General features: G+C 60.4%; 18 protein-coding genes and 5 pseudogenes. 10 read left to right on the forward strand and 13 right to left on the reverse strand.

What is annotated here, in order from left to right; genetic code table 11:
* Window positions 1-623: 623 nt before the first annotated feature.
* Genes NKH49_RS00105 through NKH49_RS00115 form a run of 3 tightly spaced genes read left to right on the forward strand, consistent with a single transcriptional unit; the run spans window position 624 to window position 3,298 of the window.
* Window positions 624-1,556, forward strand: coding sequence for an alpha/beta hydrolase (locus NKH49_RS00105; RefSeq protein ID WP_352502123.1), 933 nt, complete (start codon window positions 624-626; stop codon window positions 1,554-1,556).
* Window positions 1,557-1,575: 19 nt separating this feature from the next.
* Window positions 1,576-2,523: a sigma-70 family RNA polymerase sigma factor gene (locus NKH49_RS00110; RefSeq protein ID WP_352617790.1), complete on the forward strand. Its 948-nt coding sequence runs from the start codon at window positions 1,576-1,578 to the stop codon at window positions 2,521-2,523.
* A 37-nt stretch (window positions 2,524-2,560) separates the two neighbouring features.
* Entirely contained in the window at window positions 2,561-3,298 is a 738-nt protein-coding gene (locus NKH49_RS00115; RefSeq protein WP_352617787.1) for an SGNH/GDSL hydrolase family protein, read from the forward strand.
* Window positions 3,299-3,369: 71 nt separating this feature from the next.
* Here the strand turns inward: NKH49_RS00115 and NKH49_RS34890 are convergent, their stop codons facing one another.
* Window positions 3,370-3,948: a GFA family protein gene (locus tag NKH49_RS34890; protein ID WP_502893840.1), complete on the reverse strand. Its 579-nt coding sequence runs from the start codon at window positions 3,946-3,948 to the stop codon at window positions 3,370-3,372.
* On the reverse strand, window positions 3,876-4,241 hold the full coding sequence (locus tag NKH49_RS00120; RefSeq protein ID WP_023676207.1) for a VOC family protein: 366 nt from the start codon (window positions 4,239-4,241) through the stop codon (window positions 3,876-3,878). The genes NKH49_RS34890 and NKH49_RS00120 overlap by 73 nt, the downstream gene beginning before the upstream one ends.
* 88 nt (window positions 4,242-4,329) lie before the next feature.
* Between NKH49_RS00120 and NKH49_RS00125 the strand changes: the two genes are divergently transcribed.
* The 3 genes from NKH49_RS00125 (at window position 4,330) to NKH49_RS00135 (ending at window position 7,228) form a co-directional block, all read left to right on the forward strand.
* Entirely contained in the window at window positions 4,330-4,986 is a 657-nt protein-coding gene (locus tag NKH49_RS00125; protein ID WP_352617784.1) for a TetR/AcrR family transcriptional regulator, read from the forward strand.
* A gap of 705 nt (window positions 4,987-5,691) precedes the next feature.
* Window positions 5,692-6,261, forward strand: coding sequence for a TetR/AcrR family transcriptional regulator (locus NKH49_RS00130; protein WP_352502126.1), 570 nt, complete (start codon window positions 5,692-5,694; stop codon window positions 6,259-6,261).
* A 49-nt stretch (window positions 6,262-6,310) separates the two neighbouring features.
* A complete protein-coding gene (locus NKH49_RS00135) occupies window positions 6,311-7,228 on the forward strand; it encodes an oxidoreductase (protein WP_352617781.1) in 918 nt (305 codons plus the stop codon).
* Window positions 7,229-7,941: 713 nt separating this feature from the next.
* Here NKH49_RS00135 and NKH49_RS00140 read toward each other — a convergent pair.
* The 5 genes and pseudogenes from NKH49_RS00140 to NKH49_RS00160 form a co-directional block, all read right to left on the reverse strand.
* Window positions 7,942-8,054: pseudogene (locus tag NKH49_RS00140) on the reverse strand (alpha/beta fold hydrolase); the annotation flags it as partial.
* A gap of 3 nt (window positions 8,055-8,057) precedes the next feature.
* Window positions 8,058-8,870, reverse strand: coding sequence for an SDR family NAD(P)-dependent oxidoreductase (locus NKH49_RS00145; RefSeq protein WP_352473461.1), 813 nt, complete (start codon window positions 8,868-8,870; stop codon window positions 8,058-8,060).
* 34 nt (window positions 8,871-8,904) lie between these two features.
* On the reverse strand, window positions 8,905-9,411 hold the full coding sequence (locus NKH49_RS00150; protein WP_352450990.1) for an SRPBCC domain-containing protein: 507 nt from the start codon (window positions 9,409-9,411) through the stop codon (window positions 8,905-8,907).
* 3 nt (window positions 9,412-9,414) lie between these two features.
* Window positions 9,415-10,014, reverse strand: coding sequence for an NADPH-dependent F420 reductase (locus NKH49_RS00155; protein ID WP_352872170.1), 600 nt, complete (start codon window positions 10,012-10,014; stop codon window positions 9,415-9,417).
* A gap of 62 nt (window positions 10,015-10,076) precedes the next feature.
* Window positions 10,077-10,811, reverse strand: coding sequence for an SDR family NAD(P)-dependent oxidoreductase (locus tag NKH49_RS00160; protein ID WP_352473458.1), 735 nt, complete (start codon window positions 10,809-10,811; stop codon window positions 10,077-10,079).
* Between the two features lie 276 nt (window positions 10,812-11,087).
* Between NKH49_RS00160 and NKH49_RS00165 the strand changes: the two genes are divergently transcribed.
* The 3 genes and pseudogenes from NKH49_RS00165 to NKH49_RS34895 form a co-directional block, all read left to right on the forward strand.
* Complete coding sequence (locus NKH49_RS00165) at window positions 11,088-11,984, forward strand: LysR family transcriptional regulator (RefSeq protein ID WP_352502130.1); 897 nt, start codon at window positions 11,088-11,090, stop codon at window positions 11,982-11,984.
* 508 nt (window positions 11,985-12,492) lie between these two features.
* A complete protein-coding gene (locus tag NKH49_RS00170; RefSeq protein WP_352502216.1) occupies window positions 12,493-13,080 on the forward strand; it encodes an NAD(P)H-dependent oxidoreductase in 588 nt (195 codons plus the stop codon).
* A gap of 96 nt (window positions 13,081-13,176) precedes the next feature.
* Window positions 13,177-13,341 (forward strand): annotated as a pseudogene (locus NKH49_RS34895) (GMP synthase (glutamine-hydrolyzing)); the annotation flags it as partial.
* Window positions 13,342-13,765: 424 nt separating this feature from the next.
* Here the strand turns inward: NKH49_RS34895 and NKH49_RS00180 are convergent.
* The 3 genes and pseudogenes from NKH49_RS00180 to NKH49_RS00190 all read right to left on the reverse strand — a co-directional run.
* Window positions 13,766-13,993, reverse strand: a pseudogene (locus NKH49_RS00180) (hypothetical protein); the annotation flags it as partial.
* Window positions 13,989-14,639: a TetR/AcrR family transcriptional regulator gene (locus tag NKH49_RS00185; protein WP_352612030.1), complete on the reverse strand. Its 651-nt coding sequence runs from the start codon at window positions 14,637-14,639 to the stop codon at window positions 13,989-13,991. The gene NKH49_RS00185 and the pseudogene NKH49_RS00180, both read right to left, overlap by 5 nt.
* 101 nt (window positions 14,640-14,740) lie before the next feature.
* Window positions 14,741-14,929: a hypothetical protein gene (locus tag NKH49_RS00190; RefSeq protein WP_352542047.1), complete on the reverse strand. Its 189-nt coding sequence runs from the start codon at window positions 14,927-14,929 to the stop codon at window positions 14,741-14,743.
* On the opposite strand from NKH49_RS00190, the pseudogene NKH49_RS00195 reads away from it, so the two are divergent.
* A pseudogene (locus NKH49_RS00195) lies at window positions 14,928-15,820 on the forward strand (NAD(P)/FAD-dependent oxidoreductase). The gene NKH49_RS00190 and the pseudogene NKH49_RS00195 overlap by 2 nt on opposite strands.
* Before the next feature lie 730 nt (window positions 15,821-16,550).
* On the opposite strand, the gene NKH49_RS00200 reads toward NKH49_RS00195, so the two are convergent.
* The 3 genes and pseudogenes from NKH49_RS00200 to NKH49_RS00210 all read right to left on the reverse strand — a co-directional run bounded on the left by NKH49_RS00200 (window position 16,551) and on the right by NKH49_RS00210 (window position 19,695).
* Window positions 16,551-17,096, reverse strand: a complete 546-nt coding sequence (locus NKH49_RS00200; protein WP_352502134.1) for a dihydrofolate reductase family protein — start codon at window positions 17,094-17,096, stop codon at window positions 16,551-16,553.
* Between the two features lie 281 nt (window positions 17,097-17,377).
* A pseudogene (locus NKH49_RS00205) lies at window positions 17,378-17,746 on the reverse strand (hypothetical protein); the annotation flags it as partial.
* Window positions 17,629-19,695: a N,N-dimethylformamidase beta subunit family domain-containing protein gene (locus NKH49_RS00210; protein WP_352925086.1), complete on the reverse strand. Its 2,067-nt coding sequence runs from the start codon at window positions 19,693-19,695 to the stop codon at window positions 17,629-17,631. The gene NKH49_RS00210 and the pseudogene NKH49_RS00205, both read right to left, overlap by 118 nt.
* Between the last annotated feature and the right edge of the window lie 108 nt (window positions 19,696-19,803).

Here is a 19,803-nt window from a genome sequence, read left to right on the forward strand (position 1 = left end):
GCGGTTGTTTGAAGGTGAAGGACGTTCACGCGCCGGGGATGGCGGACCGAGCCGTGACGGTATAATTCCGGGAGGAATCGTGGGCGGCGTAGTCTGGCGTAGAGGCGGCGGTGCGGGCCAAGGAGTGATGTCGCCGCCGCGCCTGCCGATAGATGGCGGAACCATAATTTCCGCGATATGCCAGAAAAAACCAATGATTTCAAAAGCCGGTACTTTTGGCGGTCTATATGACGGTATGCAGAAGCGAATTCAAGTTCTTAAGTTAACGATTGATAATCGAGTGGGAGTGACGAGGAGTACTGCGGAGTAGAAGAGGATAGAGCAGCACGTTTAAGGCGATGTTGGCTCGGCGATAATAGTCAATAGTCCCAGCCCCCGGCCACCCGGCGACGGCATAGACGAAGCATCTGGCCGATCGGCGAATGTCTGGAACGAACGTCCCACAGAGAAGGGTGGAGCAGCCTAGCCTTGCTGGGTTTGACACCCGGGGTCCGCGGCAACTGCCACCGGCGAGGCGTTGCATCTGCCGGCCACGTATCCTTTCGCTGGGTTCATCCGTCTTAGCTGTTCATGGGCACGGTCATCCTTGACATCGCCCTCCTGGACGAATTGGAGCGTGACAAATGAACAGCAAGCAGAGCCTAGCGAACAAGATACACTACGAAACGCTCGCGGAGGCTTTTCGCAGCGGTCGAGAATCGCCACAGGAAGCATCCGAGTGGTCCGTTTTGACGGCAGAACCGGGCGGCGTCGATTACGTCGAGACGAAGGTCGGCGACAAGACCGCGCTGTGGGTTCAGCCAAAAACGGCGGCCAAAGACCGGGTCATGCTTTACCTGCACGGCGGTGGCTATGTCGGCGGATCGATCTGGACCCATCGCAAGATGGTCGGACACCTTGCTAAGGCGATCGGCTGTTACGCTCTGCTCGCTACGTACGACTACGTTTTCCAGAGCAAGTTTCCGCGCCAAATCGAGCAGGCCGTGACCGCGTTCGAATGGCTTGCCGAGCAGGGTGTCGCGCCGAAGCACACCATAGCTGCAGGCGATTCCGCTGGTGCTGGCCTGATCGTTGCGGCGGCGATGAAACTCCGCGATGCGGGACGGCCGCTGCCGGCCGCGATCCTCAGCATCTCTGGCTGGTATGATCTGTCGGCGAGCGGGCACTCCTACGAAAGCAACCGCGAGAAGGACGCCTTCTTCCAGAAGGCGGTCGTGGATATGCTGGTATCGCAAGTCCTTGCAGGGACCGATCCCCGGCATCCACTCGCCAGCCCGATCTTTGCCGATCTGAAGGGCCTGCCGCCGATCTATCTGCAAGTGGGTGGAGACGAAACCCTGCTCGACGACAGCCGAGCGCTCGCCGACCGCGCGAAAGCCGCCGGCGTCGAGATGCGCTTAGACGTATTTCCGGGGATGCTGCACTCGTTCCAGATGATGGCCGGCCGCGCTCCCGAAGCCGACGACGCGATCGCGCGGTTGGCACAATGGGTTCGCCCCAAGCTTGGTCTGGCCGCAACCGCAGCAACACGCGCTGAAGGTCAGGAGGTCGCATGACTGGCAAATTGAAACCAAGATGTGGCAGCTGAAGGACATGCCCGAGCGACCGACCGGCCTGTTCGACGCGCGATATCGCGCCTTCCTCGAGACGGTGTCAGGCGCCCGCGCCCAACTGCATCGCTACTGCGCCCGCATGACGGGCTCACGCCTCGACGGTGAGGATCTCGTGCAGGAGACGCTGTTCGAGGCCTACACGAAGATTGAGACCCTCGACGATGCCCGCCGGCTGAAGCCCTGGCTGTTTCGCATCGCTCACAATCGCTGCATCGACTTTCTGAGGCGACGCGATGTGCGCGAGCGCGCGGAGCACGCCTATTCGGACGACATCGGCGTTGTCTCTGCAGAGCCGGCAGCGACCGATGCACGCCGCGCCATCGAACGGCTGGTTGGCCGCTTGCCGCCCAAGGAGCGCGCCTGCATCCTCTTGAAGGACGTGTTCGACTATTCGCTGGAAGAGACCGCAGAACTCGTGGACTCGACGGTTGGGGGCGTCAAAGCCGCGCTCTCCCGCGGACGGGCGAAGCTCGCCGACTTGCCCGCTGAACCTGCCGGTGAACCGAACCGTCCGCTTGATCCCGACACCGCGCGGCTCTTGCAGCGCTATGTTGACCTCTTCAACCGCCATGACTGGGATGGCGTGCGGAGCCTGACCAGCGCCGATGCTCGGTTGCGGGTCGCCGACTGCTTCGACGGCCTGCTCAGAAGTTCTCCCTATTTCGTCGAATACGAGCGAAACCCGGAGACGTGGACCATGGAGTTGGGGGCGATCGACGGAGAGCCTGTCCTGATCGTGCTCTTCCAGCGAGGCGACCGGTGGCAGGTCGCGTGGCCGGTTCGTGTCCATGTCGCCGGTCGCGTCATCGATCGCATCGAAGATTATTATGCCTGTCCATGGATGTTGGAAAACGCCGCGGAATCCGACCTGAAACTCATGACTGGGCGGGCCGTTTTGGGAAGAGCATAAGGCGACGATTTCTCACTTCTGGCCTGGCGGAGTTACGATGGTGCGTCCTCAACGAAAAATCGTGGCGTGCCTCGGGTCGAGCAGCACGGCGGGCAAGCGCCAGGCATTCGATTGGATGGCGGAGCTCCGCCGGCGGCCGGGCAACGGGCAATTTGAGTTCCGGAATTTTGGCGTCGGCGGCGACTTGGCGTACAATGCGCTGCAGCGGTTGCCGGATGTGCTCGCCTGCCGTCCCGACAAGGTCATCGTCTGGGTCGGCGGGAATGATGTTCTCACGCTCGTGTCACGCAAAGTGCGGCGGTTCTTTGCGTTTTGGAAGCGTCTGCCCCGCACGCCTTCGCCCGATTGGTTCCACGAGAATCTGGCCGAGATAGCACGCAGGCTGAAGCGCGAGACGGCGGCGGACATCGGCCTTTGCTCGCTCCCTCCGATAGGAGAAGCGCCGGATTCGGACGATCCGTTCCAGAGCGAGCTCAACCGGCGGATCAAGGAATATTCTGCGATCGTGGCGGCCATCGCGCACGAGGAACGCTGCGGCTATGTCCCGCTCCATGAGGCGCTCACCGAGGAAGTTCGCGCCTCGCCTGGCCGGGCCTACACGGCGTTCAACTTTCTTCCATTCTATCGCGATGCTTTTCGCGTACTGGTGCTGCGGCAGCGTCCGGATGATGTCGCCCGCGTAAATGGCTGGCTATTTCACACCGACGGCGTGCACTTGAACAGCCGGGCAGGGCTGATCGTGGCGGATCGCCTACAGAAGTTCATTGAGGCCTGAGCCTGAGCGGCAGGGCCGTATCCGATTTGCGCACCTATCTGAATGTCTTATCGCGCAGGCTGGCGGCCGGTTTATCGACCTAGCAACATCGCCACGCGCGATGCCAAAAGTTTAACGACGAACCCTAGAGGATAACCGCGGTGGCTCGGCACGTCGTCAGGAATGACATCGCTGTCCGACTTGAACTTAGTGCAAATCCGCAGCTGCAGTGGCGGGAGTTCTCCGTGAAACCGCGCTCTGTATGCCGAGACCCAATGCGGACCTCTATCGAAGTTCATTAACATCGCTGAATTGCAGCACATGGCGATGACCCTATTCGTGGCTGAAGTTTCCTTAAGCTTGTAACCCCTCAGCAATTCGGCCCCCTTGGAGCACTCGATGCGGTCCTTTCGATAGAGGATGTATGCGGTGCCGCCATCGGGATCGCGTATGGCGCCAGCACCTGGCAAAGCTTCGATCTGATCAGCTCCCTTCCGGCAGTCGTCGCAGTAGCAGGCACTGCTCACGATCGGCCTGCCAAAGGCTTTGAGTTCGACGCCACCGCAAGAGCAAGTTGCGGTCATGATAGGTGAGTGCGTCATCTGCTGGTGATCATCATGCGATTGCCCTCGCTGTCCCGAAACTCCGCGATCGTGCGCCCCGGTTGCCATGGCGCGGGGCGCGGTTCTGCTATGATCTCGGCGCCTCGCGATTTGAGTCTCTGAACGGTGACTTCGATTTCGTTGTCAACCAGCACGAGGACGGGGCCCTCAGATGGTGTTTCGTCCTTGCGCCTTAAGAAGTGGAGGGTGGTTTCGGCACCTGGAAATCCGAGTTCGATCCATCGCCACCCATCATTGCCCATTGGCTGATCGGCGACGACGCGGCAGTTCAGGTGATCGATGTAGAACGCCTTGGCGCGTTCCTGGTCGAACACCGGAAGCTCCGCGAACTGGATGTGCATTGTCGATCTCTCCCTATTGCATCTCGGTCCAAATCAAACTAGACGGTCCAGTACCCATGAGTCAATCGGCAGCGGACACGCCAGGAGCATGACCACGACGCGTTCAGCAGGTGCTACAGAAGAACTCGAACCGCACGGACGGTCGGCGAAAAAGCGCCGGGCCATCCTCGAGGCGGCGACAGAAGTGTTTCTGCAAAAGGGCTATCTGGCCACCAATATGGACGAGATCGCGGCGCTTGCGGCGGTGTCGAAACAGACCGTCTACAAGAATTTTCCGAACAAGGAGATGCTGTTCGTGGAGATCGTGAGCAGCTTGACCAATCGAGCCAGCGATAGGGTCCACAGTAAAATGCCCGAACTCGCCGAGGGCGAAGATATTGCCGAATATCTTCGGCGCTATGCGTACCGACAGCTTACCACCGTGCTCACGCCGCGCGTCATGCAGCTACGCCGTCTGGTGATCGGTGAGGTCGGCCGCTTCCCGGAACTGGCAAAGGCGCTCTTCGATGGCGGACCCGGGCGCGCAATGACGGCGATGGCAGTGTTGTTCGAGCGCTTGGCTGATCGCGGCCTGCTTGCGATCGATGATCCGGCCGTCGCCGCTTCCCAGTTCAATTGGTTGATTATGGGCGAGCCATTGAACAGGGCCATGCTGTTGGGTGACGAGTCGATTCCGAAACCGGCGAAGCTTCGACGGCACGCCGCGGCCGGCGTACGGGTGTTCCTTGCGTCATACGGCAAGTGAGGCACGCCACGGCGACGAGCGAATGCCGGGCGCAACCGTGCGGACCGCTCGGCCGTGTTTGACGGTCCTTTTTTTGGTCCCCAGTGGGTCGCGGCTTGTTGCGGCGCGGCTGTCGAAAATAGACCGATTGTTGTCGATAGTCGCCGAAACCGAGCCGATCCCGAATCGCCGAAATTCCCTTTTGAAATCAAGAGCGCAGATTTCTGACGGATCGCAGAGTCGGTTCTTTAGGGCGTGCAGAAAAGTTTGTGCTACCGCGTCAACGCGTTACGATGGCTCAAAACGATCGAGTGGGAGTGAGGGGAGCGTAGTTTCGGACACTGCGGGAAACTGTGTCGTAGTGTAGGCGGCTCACACATCTCGATAGATACCGAGTAATGTCCGCTTGTGGTGCCGTTCACGCTTTTGGATTGGTCAGGGCTGGGCGTGCCATCACCTGCTCTCATCGAAGTAGGCATGATGATGCCCCGGGGACTGCAATCAAGGCCCTGAATTCAATGCATTTCCCTTTCGATAGACATCTCGATCCCCACTGCGTCCCTTATTGAAAAGGCAGCCGCAGCCTCATGGTGTGTGCCCACACAATCTTCATTCGAGCTTGGTCGGTATGGACCGCGAAAGATGCGGGGCTGCATCCCTTGACCAATCTCATGCTATTCCCTATATAATCGAGTATGTACTCACTCAATGTCGTTGGACGGAAATATGGCGCGTCCCCTCAGTGAAGAAAAGCGACAGGCACTGCTCGATGCAGCGGCCGAGTTCGTCGCCAGCCTGGGCACAGGCGCGTCCACGGCCAAGATCGCAAAGGCTGCTGGCGTGTCTGAGGGAACGCTGTTCACTTACTTTCCAACCAAGGACGATCTGCTCAACCAGCTCTTTCTCGAGATCGAGGCCGACTTGGTAGAGATGATGCTGGCGCCATATCCGGCGGACGCCTCCCCCAAAGACCGACTATTCGCGGTCTGGAACCGTCTGATTGACTGGGGACTGGCTCACGCCACGGCGCGCAAGGCCCTTCGTCAGTTGAAGGTCTCGGATCGCGTGACAGCGGAAAGCCGGAACCGGTGTCACGCCATGCAGCGGGATGCGCGGACGATGGTGGAGGAGTGTCTCGCCGGCCATGCCGCGCCTGACAGGATCGCCTTCTACATCGATACCATTCTCTTCGACTTGGCCGACATCAGCATCAACGCGGTCACAGCCAAACCTCAGGAAAGTGACGCCATCCGGCAGGCCGGGTTCGACCTTTTCTGGAAGGGGTCTGCCGCCTGAGTTTTAGCCCCTAAATGAGTATGTAGTCACTCATAGATAAGGATCGAAAATGTCGAATTGCAAGGGTTTCACCGAAGCTAACGTTCCCAAGCAGACGGGAAAAAGCTTCATCGTCACAGGCGCCAACGCCGGCGTCGGGTTCGAAATCGCGCGGGTGCTTGCCGCCAGGCGCGCGCGCGTCCTGCTTGGCTGCCGCGAGCAGACCAGGGCGCAGGACGCCATCGCGCGGATCAAGCGGATCACGCCGAATGCCGATCTCGTCTGGTTGCCGCTCGACCTCGGTGACCTGGACAGCGTTCGCACCGCAGCCGAGATCGCGGCGAAGGAGCCACGGATCGATGCGCTCATCAACAATGCCGCGATCATGAATCCGCCGCTGACGCGCACGAAGCAGGGGTTCGAATCGCAGTTCGGCGTCAATCATCTCGGCGTGTTCGCGCTCACCTCGCTGCTCCTGCCCAAACTGGCGGAGACGCCGGGATCGCGGGTGGTCGTGACCTCGAGCATCGCGCATCTGAAGGCCAAGATCGACTGGGACGACCTCAACGCCGACAAGAGCTACATCAAGACCGATCGCTACGGCGGCAGCAAATTGGCGAACGCGCTGTTCTTCTTCGAACTGGATCGTCGCCTGCGCGCGCCGAAGTCGCCCGTCACAGCCATCGGCGTTCACCCTGGCGTCGCCAATACAAGTCTTGGCCGCCACATGGGGATTGTCCAGATCGCAGGCCCAATCGTCGGCCTGCTGCTCAATAGCTCCGACAAGGGCGCGTGGCCGGCACTTTTGGCTGCGACCGGCAAGGTGAAGCCCGGAGGCTATTACGGTCCCACCGGCCTTGGCGGAATCCGCGGTGTAGCCGGCGAAGCAAAGCGCGCGCCGCATGCCGAAGATCCCGCGCTTGCGAAGCGGCTCTGGGACGTCTCCATCGCCATGACCGGCATCGATCCAGGCTTGCCGGCCACCTGACTTCACGGCGACACGGTGCGTCAGGCCCTCGTGTAGGCTTGCTCTGGGGCGCGGATTGGACGAGCCTCGCCCGGGCGACGAAACCTTGCTATAAGAGACATGACGGTACTTTTCCGCTGTTAGCGGAGCGGCTCCCAGCCGCTAAAAATCGGCTCTCAGAGGCAATGGACCTCGATAGATGCCGAAACCATGCGAAAAATATTCAGTGAAAAATCTGTTTAAAATCAACAGCGTAGATTTTTGACAGCCCCCATGTCGGCTTATTGTCATCTAAACTGAGAAATTTCGAGCGAAATCAGATGCTTATGGTCCGTCCGAACAATCGAGTGGGAGTGAGGGGGCGTGCGGTAGAGTAGGTTGGAGTACTGTGGGATATATTCGGAAATTGTTGGTCAACGATAGGAGGCGATAGTTCGCGGGCGATTCTGCAAGAACAAGCAGCCGTTTTGCAGGTCGGCGATAGACCTTCGATTATGTGTAGAGATGCTCAAAGGGATCGATCCACCGCGCCGTTCACAGCACATGCTTTGGATTGGGATCGGAGCGCCGATCAATTCCTCGGACAATAGACATTATGTTCCGTGGATTTGTATCATGGTCTAAGCCCCGGGGCGGGACCAACGAGACGAGCACACAGCCGCCGAGCACAGCGGGGACGGCGCCGTAGCTGAATACGTTCTCGTGCCTCGCATAGTTTCAGAGTGCTCCCGCAATGCGTGGACCGTGCGCATGCCGTGCGCCAGATCCCTGTAGGCTTAAGCGTGCCATGCTTCAGCAGCTTGGCCGACAGCGGACCCGAGTTGGCGAACGGCACAATTTGGTCGTCCTGCTACGCGACGAAGCGGACCACGCCACCATCCACCCGCAAAGCCGCGCCGGTGGTCGCCGAAGCCTGCTCCGAGCATGTGTAGATGATCATGTTGGCCACCTCATCGGTGGTCGCGAAGCGGTGGATGAGGCTCGTCGGACGCATCGCCTGCAGGAAGCCCTGCTCGGCTTCGTGCTGCGTGATTCCATTTGCGTCAGCCTGTTTCGCCATGAAGTTGCCCAGGATCTCAGAGCGGGTAGGTCCCGGCAGGACGGCGTTGACGGTGACGCCCGTGCCCGCGACCGCCTCGGCAAGCCCGCGTGAGACCGCGAGTTGAGCGGTCTTGGTCATGCCATAGTCGAGCATTTCCTTAGGGATGTTGACTGCGGATTCGCTACTTATGAACACGATGCGGCCCCAGCCTTTCGCCACCATCCGCGGCAGGTAATGACGGCTCGCGCGCACGCCACTCATTACGTTCAACTGGAAGAGGTCAAGCCAGTCCTCATCGGGGATATTTGCGATATCCTCGACGCCGTTGTAGCTCCGGATGTGTGCTGTACCGACGTTGTTCACAAGGATATCGGCGTCAGGCGCATGCGCGATCAAGGCCTTTGCCCCCTCCGCTGTCGCAAGATCAGCGGCGATACCCGAGATGTCGCTGCCGGGGAAGGCCTGCCGCATCTGCCGCACCGCCTCATCGACCCGAGCGTTTCCACGGCCGTTGACGACGACCGATGCACCGGCACGTGCCAACCCCTCCGCCGTCGCGCGGCCGATACCGGCGGTGGATCCGGTAACAATGGCCTTGCGGCCTTTGAGTTCGATATTCATCTCATTCATCTCCAAAATTAAACAGGAAGCGCAATCAATCCACTGTCGTCTTCGCTGTTTCCGCCTCCGCTGCGTGGGCGAGGCTTTCGACCCAGTCTTGGTGATACCGATAGAGTGCGCCGGGATGTTTGCGCCCGAGTTCATCGAGGAAGAAGGGGCCCTGCTGCGTTTCCTCGGTCAGCACATGGCAGCCATGGTCCGTAGGCGTGATGACCCAGCCATGGTATGCGCTTGAGCCGGTCTCGTCGCCATCAACTGTCGTCGCCCATGCGAGCCTGCGAAGGGGCTCGCATTCCGTCACGACCAGACTCATCGGAAATCCAACCGTCACACGGCTGTATCGCGTTCCGAGCGCCAGTTCCGGCTCCCCCGTCAGAATCTTGACCTGATCCTCGGCGGGAAAGTAGCTCGACCAATTCTCGGCTTCGACGAGCAGCTTCCAGACCGCTTCAGGCGGCGCCTTCACGTCAATGTCGTTGAGTGCGTAGATGGCCGACGTTTTCGGATCATATCGCTCGGGCCAAGTCACATGGTCGTACATCGATTACTGCTCCTTCTTGAACAAATCCTGGAAGATGAGCTGGCCCCAAGTGCGGGCGCGCGCGTGCACCAGCGCGCCACCCTCGTTGAGCTTTCCCAGCTTGACGGGTGCGAACCCGAGTTGTTTGGCCAAGGCCGCCACGGGAGCGGTCGCGTCCTCGTCGTCGCTCGACAGAAAGACGACACGGTGCCCGCCCTGGACGATCGGATCGGCAGCCAGAGTGGCCGCACCCAGATGATTGAACCCTTTGACGAGCTTGGCGCCGGTGAACGCCTTCGCGACGAAGGCGGAGGACGGGAGACCGTCCAGCTCTTCAGGCACTGGAAACGCGTTCATCGCGTCGATGACTGTCTTGCCTTCCCAGCTCGGCAGAGCCTTCGCAACCTCGCGATGCTCCCCGAACGGGACTGCCAAGATGATTGTGTCGGCCTCGAGTGCATCCCGCAGCGACTTGGCGACTACCGTGGGTCCAATCGCCCGAGCCTGCGGCGCCAACGCCTCGGGCGGTCGGCGGCTCGCGACGGCCACGTCGATGTTTTTACGGGCGAAGGCGTGGGCGAGGGCCTGGCCTATCTTACCGAATCCTACAATTGCGTAGCTCATGATCTTCTCCGATCCGTGTTGGTATTGATTTCCCCGGCCTTCAACGGCGCTGGGTTAGCGCGTCAGAGTTGCGCAAGACCGCCGTCAACGGCGACCTCGCTGGCAGTCATGAAGCTGCTGTCCGACGACGCGAGAAAGGCCGCCGCCGCCCCGATCTCCGCCGGATCGGCCATGCGCTGGAGCGGAGTCATCGAGGCGAAGACCTTCTGGCCCTCCTCGCCTAGCGCTTCCTTCGCTAGCTCGGTCGCAGTGGCCCCGGGCGACAGCACGTTTACCCGGATGCCGGTGCCCTTTAGGTCCTCCGCCCAGGTCCGCGCGAGGTTGCGCACTGCCGCCTTGCTCGCGCTGTAGGCGCTCATCCCCGGGGCGCCCGTGGTGCCAGCGCTCGATCCGGTCAGGATTATCGAACCGCCCTCGCTCATCAGCGGCAGCGCCTTCTGGATCGTGAAGATCGTACCCTTCACATTGGTGTCGAAGGTTTCGTCAATGTGCTCGGCGGTGATCTCGCCGAGCCGAAGCTGGCTTCCCGCCCCGGCATTGGCAAAGACGATGTCGAGGGTTCCACGCTCGGCCTTCACCGCAGCGTAAAGTCGGTCGAGGTCGGTCAGATCGGAGACCGAGCCCTTCACCGCGCGGGCATTGGGCCCGAGGTCGGCCACAGCGGCGTCGAGCGCTTCCTGCCGACGGCCGAAGATGAAAACGAAGGCGCCCTCCTCGATGAAGCGCTTTGCTGCGGCGCGGCCGATGCCGGTAGCGCCGCCGGTGATGACTGCAACCTTCCCTTCAAGCTTTCCCATGACTTATCCTTCCAGGCCTTCGCCTTTGGTTGTGCGGGGACACCCCCGAGAACCTCGAAATGGGTCCGCCGGCGTCAGTTGTTGAGTGCGGAAGCGCGCACATCGGTGGTGCGAAATCGATCCGGCTGGACGACTGACGCCAGCCGCGACGATCGGCGTCCGCCGTTCGGAATTGAGCCGCGCGCGTCGACATAGGCTATGATGACCGCCCGTACTGCTGTTCGATGTGTTAGATACGGGCTTTGGAAGGCGCACCGCGCGGTGCCGGATTGCACCATGATCGACTGGGATGACGTTCGCTACTTTCTTGCCGTCGCGCGCGGAGGCTCGGTGCGGGCCGCCGCCGAGCGCCTCGGTGTGAACCACTCGACCGTGCTGCGACGTGTCGCCCAGCTCGAGGAACGCCTCGGGGTGCACATGTTCGAAAAGCTGCCTTCGGGCTACCGCCTGACGACTGCGGGCGAGGAGGTCCTCGAGTTCGCGGACCAGATGGAAGTGTCGTCGCACCTGCTGGAGACGCGCGTCTTCGGGCGCGACCAGAGCGTGCGCGGGCTTCTGCGGGTGACGCTGGCACCGCCCCTCGCGACACACCTGCTCATGCCGGACTTCGCCGACTTCGCGCGTCTGCATCCGGACATCGAGATGGAAATCTTGTCGTCCGGCGAGCTGGCAAATCTGACCAACCGAGAGGCCGACGTCGCGATCCGCGTCGTCTACGACCGCAAAACCCTGCCGCTCAATCTTCACGGCCTGAAGGGACCGGAGCTGTTCGGCGGCGTCTATATGTCCTGCGATCGACTAGCCGCGTGGCGTGCGGGCGCACCTGATCCCATCCGGTGGATCGTCATAAGCATTCATGGAATTCCGGAATGGGCCAGCGAGGGTGAGGTTCGCACCACGGCGGTTCCCTTCAGGACCACGGACGCCGAGGCGCAGATCGTTGCTGTACGGCAAGGGCTCGGGATCACGACACTGCCCTGCTTCGTCGGCGATGCCGACCCCCTGCTGGCGAGGGTGCCGGGCACCGACCTGCACATGTACGGAACGCTCTGGCTTCTCACACAGGGGGAGACACGCAAGACGAAGCGCGTACGGCTCTTCACGGAGTTCGTATCCCGCAGGCTCGCCGCGTACGCGCCGCTTCTCGCGGGGCTGTCCATATCGCGCGACTGACGCCTGGCAGGTCGCCGATGGCGCTGTCTCGAGCGGTCGGCGGCCGTCAGAAAGAAATCGACCGATTGATACCGATAGTCGCCAAAACGAGCAAATCGTGGACCGTCGAAATTGGTGTTTGAAATCAAGAGCGCAAATTTCTGACGGATCGCAAGAGGGTTCTTCGTCATGCGCAAAGGATTTGCGATAGCCAAATCAGCGAGTTACCATAGCTATGAACCATCGAGTGGGAATGAGGGGGAGTCTTAGCGAGCTGCCGAGAGCAGAGTGGCGGAAGCGATAATACCCCGGCAGATGTAGGCGATTGTCCTTGCATGGTGGCCTCTAGTCCCTCAAGGCGACGAGAAGGGCCATTCTCGGCGTTGAAAAACAATTGCTCTTTGAAGACTGTGGCGCGTACAGCTATTTCGAAATCCCATGATTGGTATGAGAAGCTTTGCCCGAGCACCGCGCCGCACGAATGATGACGCGCAGCGCAACCAAATTGGGGAGGATTCAAAATATTAGTATGCGATGTTTGATTGTCACGGCTCATCCACTCAATCCAAGCCTTTGCCAAACGCTTTCGAACGCAGCTATCGACACCCTGGTGGATGCGAAGCACCAGTGCCGACATGTTGATCTGTATCGATCTGGCTTCTTCCCGGCTCTTACACCGGCGGAGCGCGCGAGCTACTATTCCGGATTCGAGACCACAGAGGTAGCTAAAGAGATTGAGGATCTTCTCTGGGCCGAGACTATCGTCTTGATTTTTCCCACGTGGTGGTTCGGACCTCCAGCTATATTGAAGGGCTGGTTCGACAGGGTATGGGTGCCTGGTATTGCATACGATCACGCAGCCGATCTTGGTGCCATACAACCGCGACTTCACCAGTTAAGGAAGGTGGTTGCAATAACAACTTTGGGCTCACCTTGGTGGGTCGATTGGCTGATCCTCAGGCGGCCAATGCGGCGTGTTCTCAAGACAGCTATTCTGAATACCTGTGCTCCTCAAGCCTCGCTTACGTTCCTTTCATTTTACAAGGTTGAAAGTCTGCCTAGGCAAGGCGTCGATGCTGCGATAAATCGCATTAGATCAATGCTACAGCGTCTATAGCTAAGCCCCGTCACAATGCTCCTTTTCCTTGAAGGGCGCACGTAGAGCAATGCCCGTGGGGACAGCGCGGCTCGTGACCGCTGCCCTTATCGGTATGTACGCGCATCACCATCGGTAGATGGCAGCACCGCGGATATCTACCGTCACGACATGGCATTCCTGGGCGCAGCCGCCACCGGCATCATCAACGAGGTGCGCGGCATCAACCGCGTCGTCTATGACGTGACGAGCAAACCGCCAGGCACAATCGAGTGGGAGTGAGGGAAACGGCGATGATAGGCGGCTCTAGCGTAGAATTTCGCAGAAAAACAATGATTTGCGGGCAGAGAAGACTGCTAGCCAGGGCACATTATCAATGGAATTGACAAACCTATCAAATCATTGAAATCGTTAAGTTTATCGGAGCGCCTGGCGCGGCTCGCAGCTTGTAGCAGATCACTCTGACGGTACTTTGACGGTACTTTTCGTATCCGACAGAGCATTCTAAAAAGTACCGTCATTCGTTTTTGGGATTTGACGGTACTTTTCTGTGCGTCAACGCTTTGAAATATAACGAAAATTGCCCGTACCATGACATTTCTGCGCTGACGGAACTTTAGTTATCGACATACATAGTTTCAGCTTTGGCTGCGGTACCGATCGATGTTCCGGACCCGATAGCATATCGTCGGATGGCACCGTCGCATCACCTATCAAATGTTGTCCCGACTGCTGCCGGATCTGCGATGGAGAGAAGCGTCGACCGCATCCAGGCGGGAGCTTGGACCGCGGTAGATGCGAGCGTCTTTTTGTCGTTGGGAGAAAGATGAGGTGCCGCGATCTGTGCAAGCTCGGCCGCGCGCGCCGGCCCAATATGACGAAGCGCCTGGACGACGGTCCCGGCCAAGCTGCCCGGAGCAATCAAATGCTTATCCGCCCGCGTGGTCGTTGCCACCGTGCGCGGCGATGAACATGGCGACGGCCGACCGGCAATAGGATTCGATTTCGTTGTCGTCCTCTGCTCTCGCCTCATCGAAGCGTGCGATAATCAGGAGATCGGATCCTTTGAAAAGCGCGGCAAACAAGCGGGCGGACCGGAGAGGATCGGGCACGTTCAGAACCGCCTTCGCGTGCAGCTGGCGCAACAGGGCCTCGATTTGGGCGATGACATGGGCGGGGCCGGCTTCGTAATGGAGCTTGCTTAACGACTTTTGATTCGTCTTGTCGGCCATGACCATGGCTTCGACACTGCGGACGTCTGATCTCAACAGCGTGCGAAGCAGTGATGATCCCACCGCCATGAGCTGATCGTCGACCGAACCGTCGACGCCTTCAAGAAGGGCCTGTGGTGCAAACAACTGATGGCAGCCGGCCGCGATGGCCGCGCTGAACAGCGCCTCCTTGTTCTCGAAGTGCCGATAGATGCTGAGCTTGGATATCTTCGCCCGCTGGGCGACCTTGTCCAATGTCGTCGCTTGAAAACCCAATTCCACAAAGAGTTCGCAAGCGGCGTCGAGTATCGTTTGGCCAAGCGCCTCGTTGGCGGGCCGGCCGCGCCGGCCCTGGCTGTTTTCGGTCACGACAATTCCAGTCCTTGACAGTATCCTAATTCTTGAATTACGATACCATGTAGTTTCCGAAATGTGCAAGCTAGCGGGTGGATTTCAACCTGTCCTCCAAATCAAGTTTCCCCGGGCCGCCCGGCGATATCGAATGCGGCATTGTCCGGCCGGCCAACACAGTGATGGGCGACTTTCTCGCCGATGCCGAAGCCCTGCTCGCTGCCCGTCTCGAGCGCGTATCGCTGGACGATATTTCGCGCCAGGCCCAGCCCACTCCCCTCCATCAACAACACGGAGCCCATCACCATGGATGACGTCATCATCATCGGCGGCAGCTTTGCCGGTCTCGCCGGCGCCCTGCAGCTCGGCCGTGCCCGCCGCAAGGTCACAGTTCTCGATACCGGCCTGCCGCGCAATCGCTTCGCCGGCCACTCGCATGGCCTGCTCGGTCACGATCACAAGCCACCGCTGGACATCCTGGCCGAGGCGCGGCAGCAGCTGGCGCGTTATCCCACGATCAGGCTGGTCAGTGCCCGGGCCGACAGCGTCTCCGGCGCCATCGACGATTTCTCCGTCCTCACTGGCGATGGCGAAAGCCTTGGGGCGCGGCGCCTGATCCTGAGCTATGGCGTCGCCGACCAGATGCCTGATGTTCCGGGCTTTGCCGAAAGCTGGGGCACGTCCATCGTACCCTGCCCCTATTGCGACGGCTTTGAAGCCGCCGGCCAGCATTGGGGCCTCGTCTGGTCCGGCCCGCAGTCGCACAATTATGTCAGGCTGTACCACGATTGGACCGACACGTTGACGCTCTTCGCCGATGGTCACGACATTCCACCCGATATCCGGGCCGATCTGGCGCGCCGCAACATACCTGTCGTCGATGGCCGGATCACCGAGATCGCCCATCACGGGGGCCATATCGCCACCGTCAATCTCGATACCGGCCGCAATGTCGCGGTCGACATCCTGTTCGCCCATCCGCGCAACAAGCCGTCCGCAAGCCTGCATGAATCACTGGGCCTCGCCACGGTCGATACGCCCCTCGGCATCGCCCTCAAGGTCGACGAGCGCCGCGAAACTAGCATTCCCGGCATCTACGCCGCCGGCGACCTCGCCAACCCCTCATGGCCTCGGTCACCCTGGCAACATCGCATGGCGCGACGGCGGGTATCTCCGCCCAGCAGTCGATGCTGGTTTGAGAGCACAGATTCCCTTCTCCGGTTGCCGCGGGCTATCATATTCTGAAGGTTGCGGGCCGGTGCCACGGAACGCGGGGCCCCTCTCCCCTGAGGGACGTCTTTGGCCGGTCAGCCGTCTCGAAGGGGCAGTTGAGCAAAACGATTCCTAGGCTCAGGCCGGTCCGCAAACGGTCCCAAAAAGACCCACAGGCTTTCCACAGGTTATTCAACCTCCCCCGGCCCCCTCCGGGAAGAAGTTCAGCAAGTGGAGGGCGCGACATTGCACCTTGAACCGTGCTGTCGCGTCCTCGGAGCGGGTGGGTCTTGAGGTGTCCAGTTTATGCTGCCGGGAGTGTCCAGTTTGCACTGCCAGCGGTATCCAGTTCACCTACAAACGGAGAGGGATGGCGCTTGGATGACGCTGCCGCGGCGGGTCGCGTTGTGGCGCGCTGTGCTATGAAAGTTAGTGACGGTACTTTCTTGGTTCGCTGTGAAACCCACCTGAGTTGCCCAAAGTGGGTCGGGAAAAGGCGATCGACTTCGATAGATGCCGAAACCGCACAAAAAATTTTCGTGCTATTTTTCCATTTGAAATCAAGACTGTAACGTTTTGACGGCCCATGGGTCGGCTTCTTGCGCGGCAACGAATAAAAACCTAGCTATATCAATGGCCTAACTAGATTTGGAACAATCGAGTAGGAATGAGCTCAAATTCGGTCCGACGGACGTTAGGGTGTCGGGTGGGTTGTGATCAGGCGGGAACGTACGTCACTCTGATCGCGTCCTCGCCAACCCGGTCGCTGGCCACGAGACGCAGCGGCGGCCGCGGGCCGGCGAAGAATGGCTTGCCGCGACCAAGCACGATGGGACGGAAGTAGAGCCGGTACTCATCGACAAGGCCAAGCTCGGTCAGACTACCCGCAAGCTCCGGTCCGGCGACTTCGATCTCGCCCTCGTGTTCGGCTTTAAGCGCCCTAACGAACCCTTTGAGATCGTCGTCCACCAGCGTCGCGTTCGGCCCGACCGACTTCAGGGTGCGAGAGACGACCCATTTCGGCTGCGCCCGCCAGGCCGCCGCAAAGTCGCGCCCGACCTGGTCCTGTCCTGGCTGACCCTCGTCCCAATAGCGCATTACCTCGTACATGCGCCGGCCGTAGAGGCTGCCGGCGATCCCGCGCACATGGGCGTTGAAGTGGCGATGGAGCGCCTCGCCCGGCATCGGCAGCCCGGGCCCGCCCTCGGCGCCAGCGACATAGCCGTCGAGCGACTGCATCATTCCGAACACAAGCTTCGCCATGCACAGGCTCCTATCGATCGACGACGATCCGAAGGGATCGCATTCATTTATACCTCGCCCTTACTTCGTCGGTTCGTTGGCTGCACACATTCTCTGACCTGTTCACGTTGGCCGGTAAATCTGCGCCACCGCGGCCCCCGGAAAGGCTTTCGAGCTCACCAGCTTGAGAGACATCGGCGTGGCGAGTTCGGAGAACAGCGGCAGGCCTTTGCCCAGCGCCACGGGGCCACCATCAGGGCGAGCTGGTCGACCAGTCCTTGGGCGACGAGACTGCGGGCGAAGCTCACTCCGCCGTGGGCGATGATCGGCTTGCCCTCTTGGGCTTTCAACTTCGCGACTTCCTCCGCCAAGTCACCGCTCGCCACATAGGCCTCCGCCCAACTTTCACCACCGGGCTGCAATTTCGCCGGCTGGTTGCGGCTGAGGCAACTGCCGTCCGCCAGGTGGCGAGAGGCATGTGAGACGAAGCCGGTGCACGCCGACTGATTTGATTTCCCAAGACCGGATACGGGTCTTTCCGTAACGGCGCCAATCAGCTTATCGATTTTTCTCGGCCTGGTTCTCCTTTCGTCGCACCGAGGCGGGTAAGCAGATTGAGCGTGATCCTGCCGACATCGTTCATGGCGCCTGCGGCTGGCAGCGCGCCGCACCAGGCAACCGAGCTTGCGGAAAAGATCAAGCCGCCTGCTGCGAGCTTTCGCAGGGTCATTTCGGCGCAGCGGCGGGCGATGCGTTGCTTATCCCCGCCCTCATACCAGCGCGTCGGATCCTGGAAGAAGCTGTCGGGAAATCCCGTCGCCCGCGCGATCACGACGGTGTCAGCGGAAGTGCCGAGGGCTGGATACGTCGCATCCACTTCGTAGCCCGCGGCACCGCCCAGCACCATGCCGTCGGTGCCGAAGGTCGCATTTTCAACGCCTTCGAACAGCCATGCGCATCCTGCTTCATGGCTTTCCTCAGTGCGCGTGAAGGGGCGTGCGCCATCGAAACCCATCAATGAGATTGCACCGCCGATCAGCGAGAATTCGCCTCGGCCGCGGCAGGGGAGATAGCCGCCTGGTTCGTTGGTGATCGACAGCGCCTGTTCGGCGACAGGGCCGTCCCAGGTGCGGCCGGCCTCCAGCGGCGAGCGCCGCAACTCCATCAGGTCGTCCTTGAAAGCCACAGTGGCAGCAAAGCCGTTTCCGCCGAGATAGGCGATGCTGCCGCCTTCGGCTACAAACTGCCGCAGCGCCTGCTCCATCTCGATCGACATATATTCGGGATGACTGCCGGTGACGACGGCTTGATGTCGACGCAAACCGTCTATGCCGCATTCGTGCAAATCGTGATCGGTCATGACGTCAAACACGATTCCATTGTCGTGGCAGAATCGGAGGAAATGCAGATCGACCGGCAAATTGTGTGGGCAGCCGCAGAGCGGATAGTCGTAATCGTCCCTGAGCGTCACTTTCGGCTTTTTGTAGGAGCAGATGGAAACACCGCTAAGGTCGGAATGGTAGTCGTAAAGGGATTTCAGATTGTTGGCGATCGCGAAGCGATGTCCCCGGTCGTCGCCTTTCCATTCATAAAGATGATCCGGGAGATATTCGTCCGCATAAGCGAGATAGGTGGCCGTCGGCACGAGATACAACAGCGGCGACGAAACCTGTGAAGAGGTGACGAAGAACACCACGCGTTCGTAGCCACCCTCCCATTCGGCCTGGAACGCGTAGACGCCTGGGTGTGCGTTTTCGGGGATCGTCACGCGGTGCGAGACCGGCCACTCAAGCGGGCCGATGTCGTCGTCGTGGCAATGGATAGCGTCGTAGTGCGACGGCACCAAGCGAGGCTCGAAGCTCGATCCGTCCCAGCGTGCCGAAGTCACGCAGAAGGCTGGCTGATTGATCACGTCGAGGAGCAACGGATCTGCTCCGCCCGACGTCAGGATCGCCTGCGTTGGTAACAGCGTCGGGAAATCCCAGGCAACAGTCCCCTGTGGGGTGTCGAGCCGGATCGCAGCAAATTTCGCGTTGAGGGTAGGTTCGTGGTTGGTGGCGCTTGCGCCGAAATGGATGTCGTGCGCCTGGAGGGTCCGCTCAGGGCCGGCAAAACCTTCATGGAGTTCGTAAGGCGCGAGACGGTCATGGGATTTGATGCGCAGGCGCAACTGCTCCTGCCGCAGGTCCAACTCGACAGTGAGCCACACACCAGTTGGCGCCTTCTTCTCGACAAGGGTTTCGCCGCCGATTTCCACGACAAATGCGCCGTCGCGGAGGCGCAGCCCGAGGGCGCCTGCTTCCAGGATCGTGCGCGCACCTTCGTTGCGCGTGAGGAACAGCTCGAAACGTATGTCGTGGACGGCTTGTACTTTGGCCAGTTCGCCGGCTCGCACGAACAGGAACGACCCTTGGTCGAAATGCCGACGCCGTGCTTCACCTACCGTTTCGATGGGCCAGGCGAGAAATTCCGGAACCGGCTTGTCGAGCCGGCAAATTCGTGTGGCCTTTATCGGCCGGTCGCATGACAGGCTGAGGGTGATCCGCTGGCCTGCTTTGGCACTCCAGGGGGTTGTATAGCCGACCACGCTCATCGCGTCGTGGTTTACTGCGCGCTTCATCTATCCCTCCCGATGAACTCCAGATGGGCTGGGGCGAACCGCGTAGACCGGTCCGATGTCGGCCAATGCGCTGCCGCTCTGACAAGCAGAGTTCCGCATGGCGCACTA

Source organism: Mesorhizobium sp. M1088 (assembly GCF_040318575.1).
GTDB lineage: Bacteria > Pseudomonadota > Alphaproteobacteria > Rhizobiales > Rhizobiaceae > Mesorhizobium.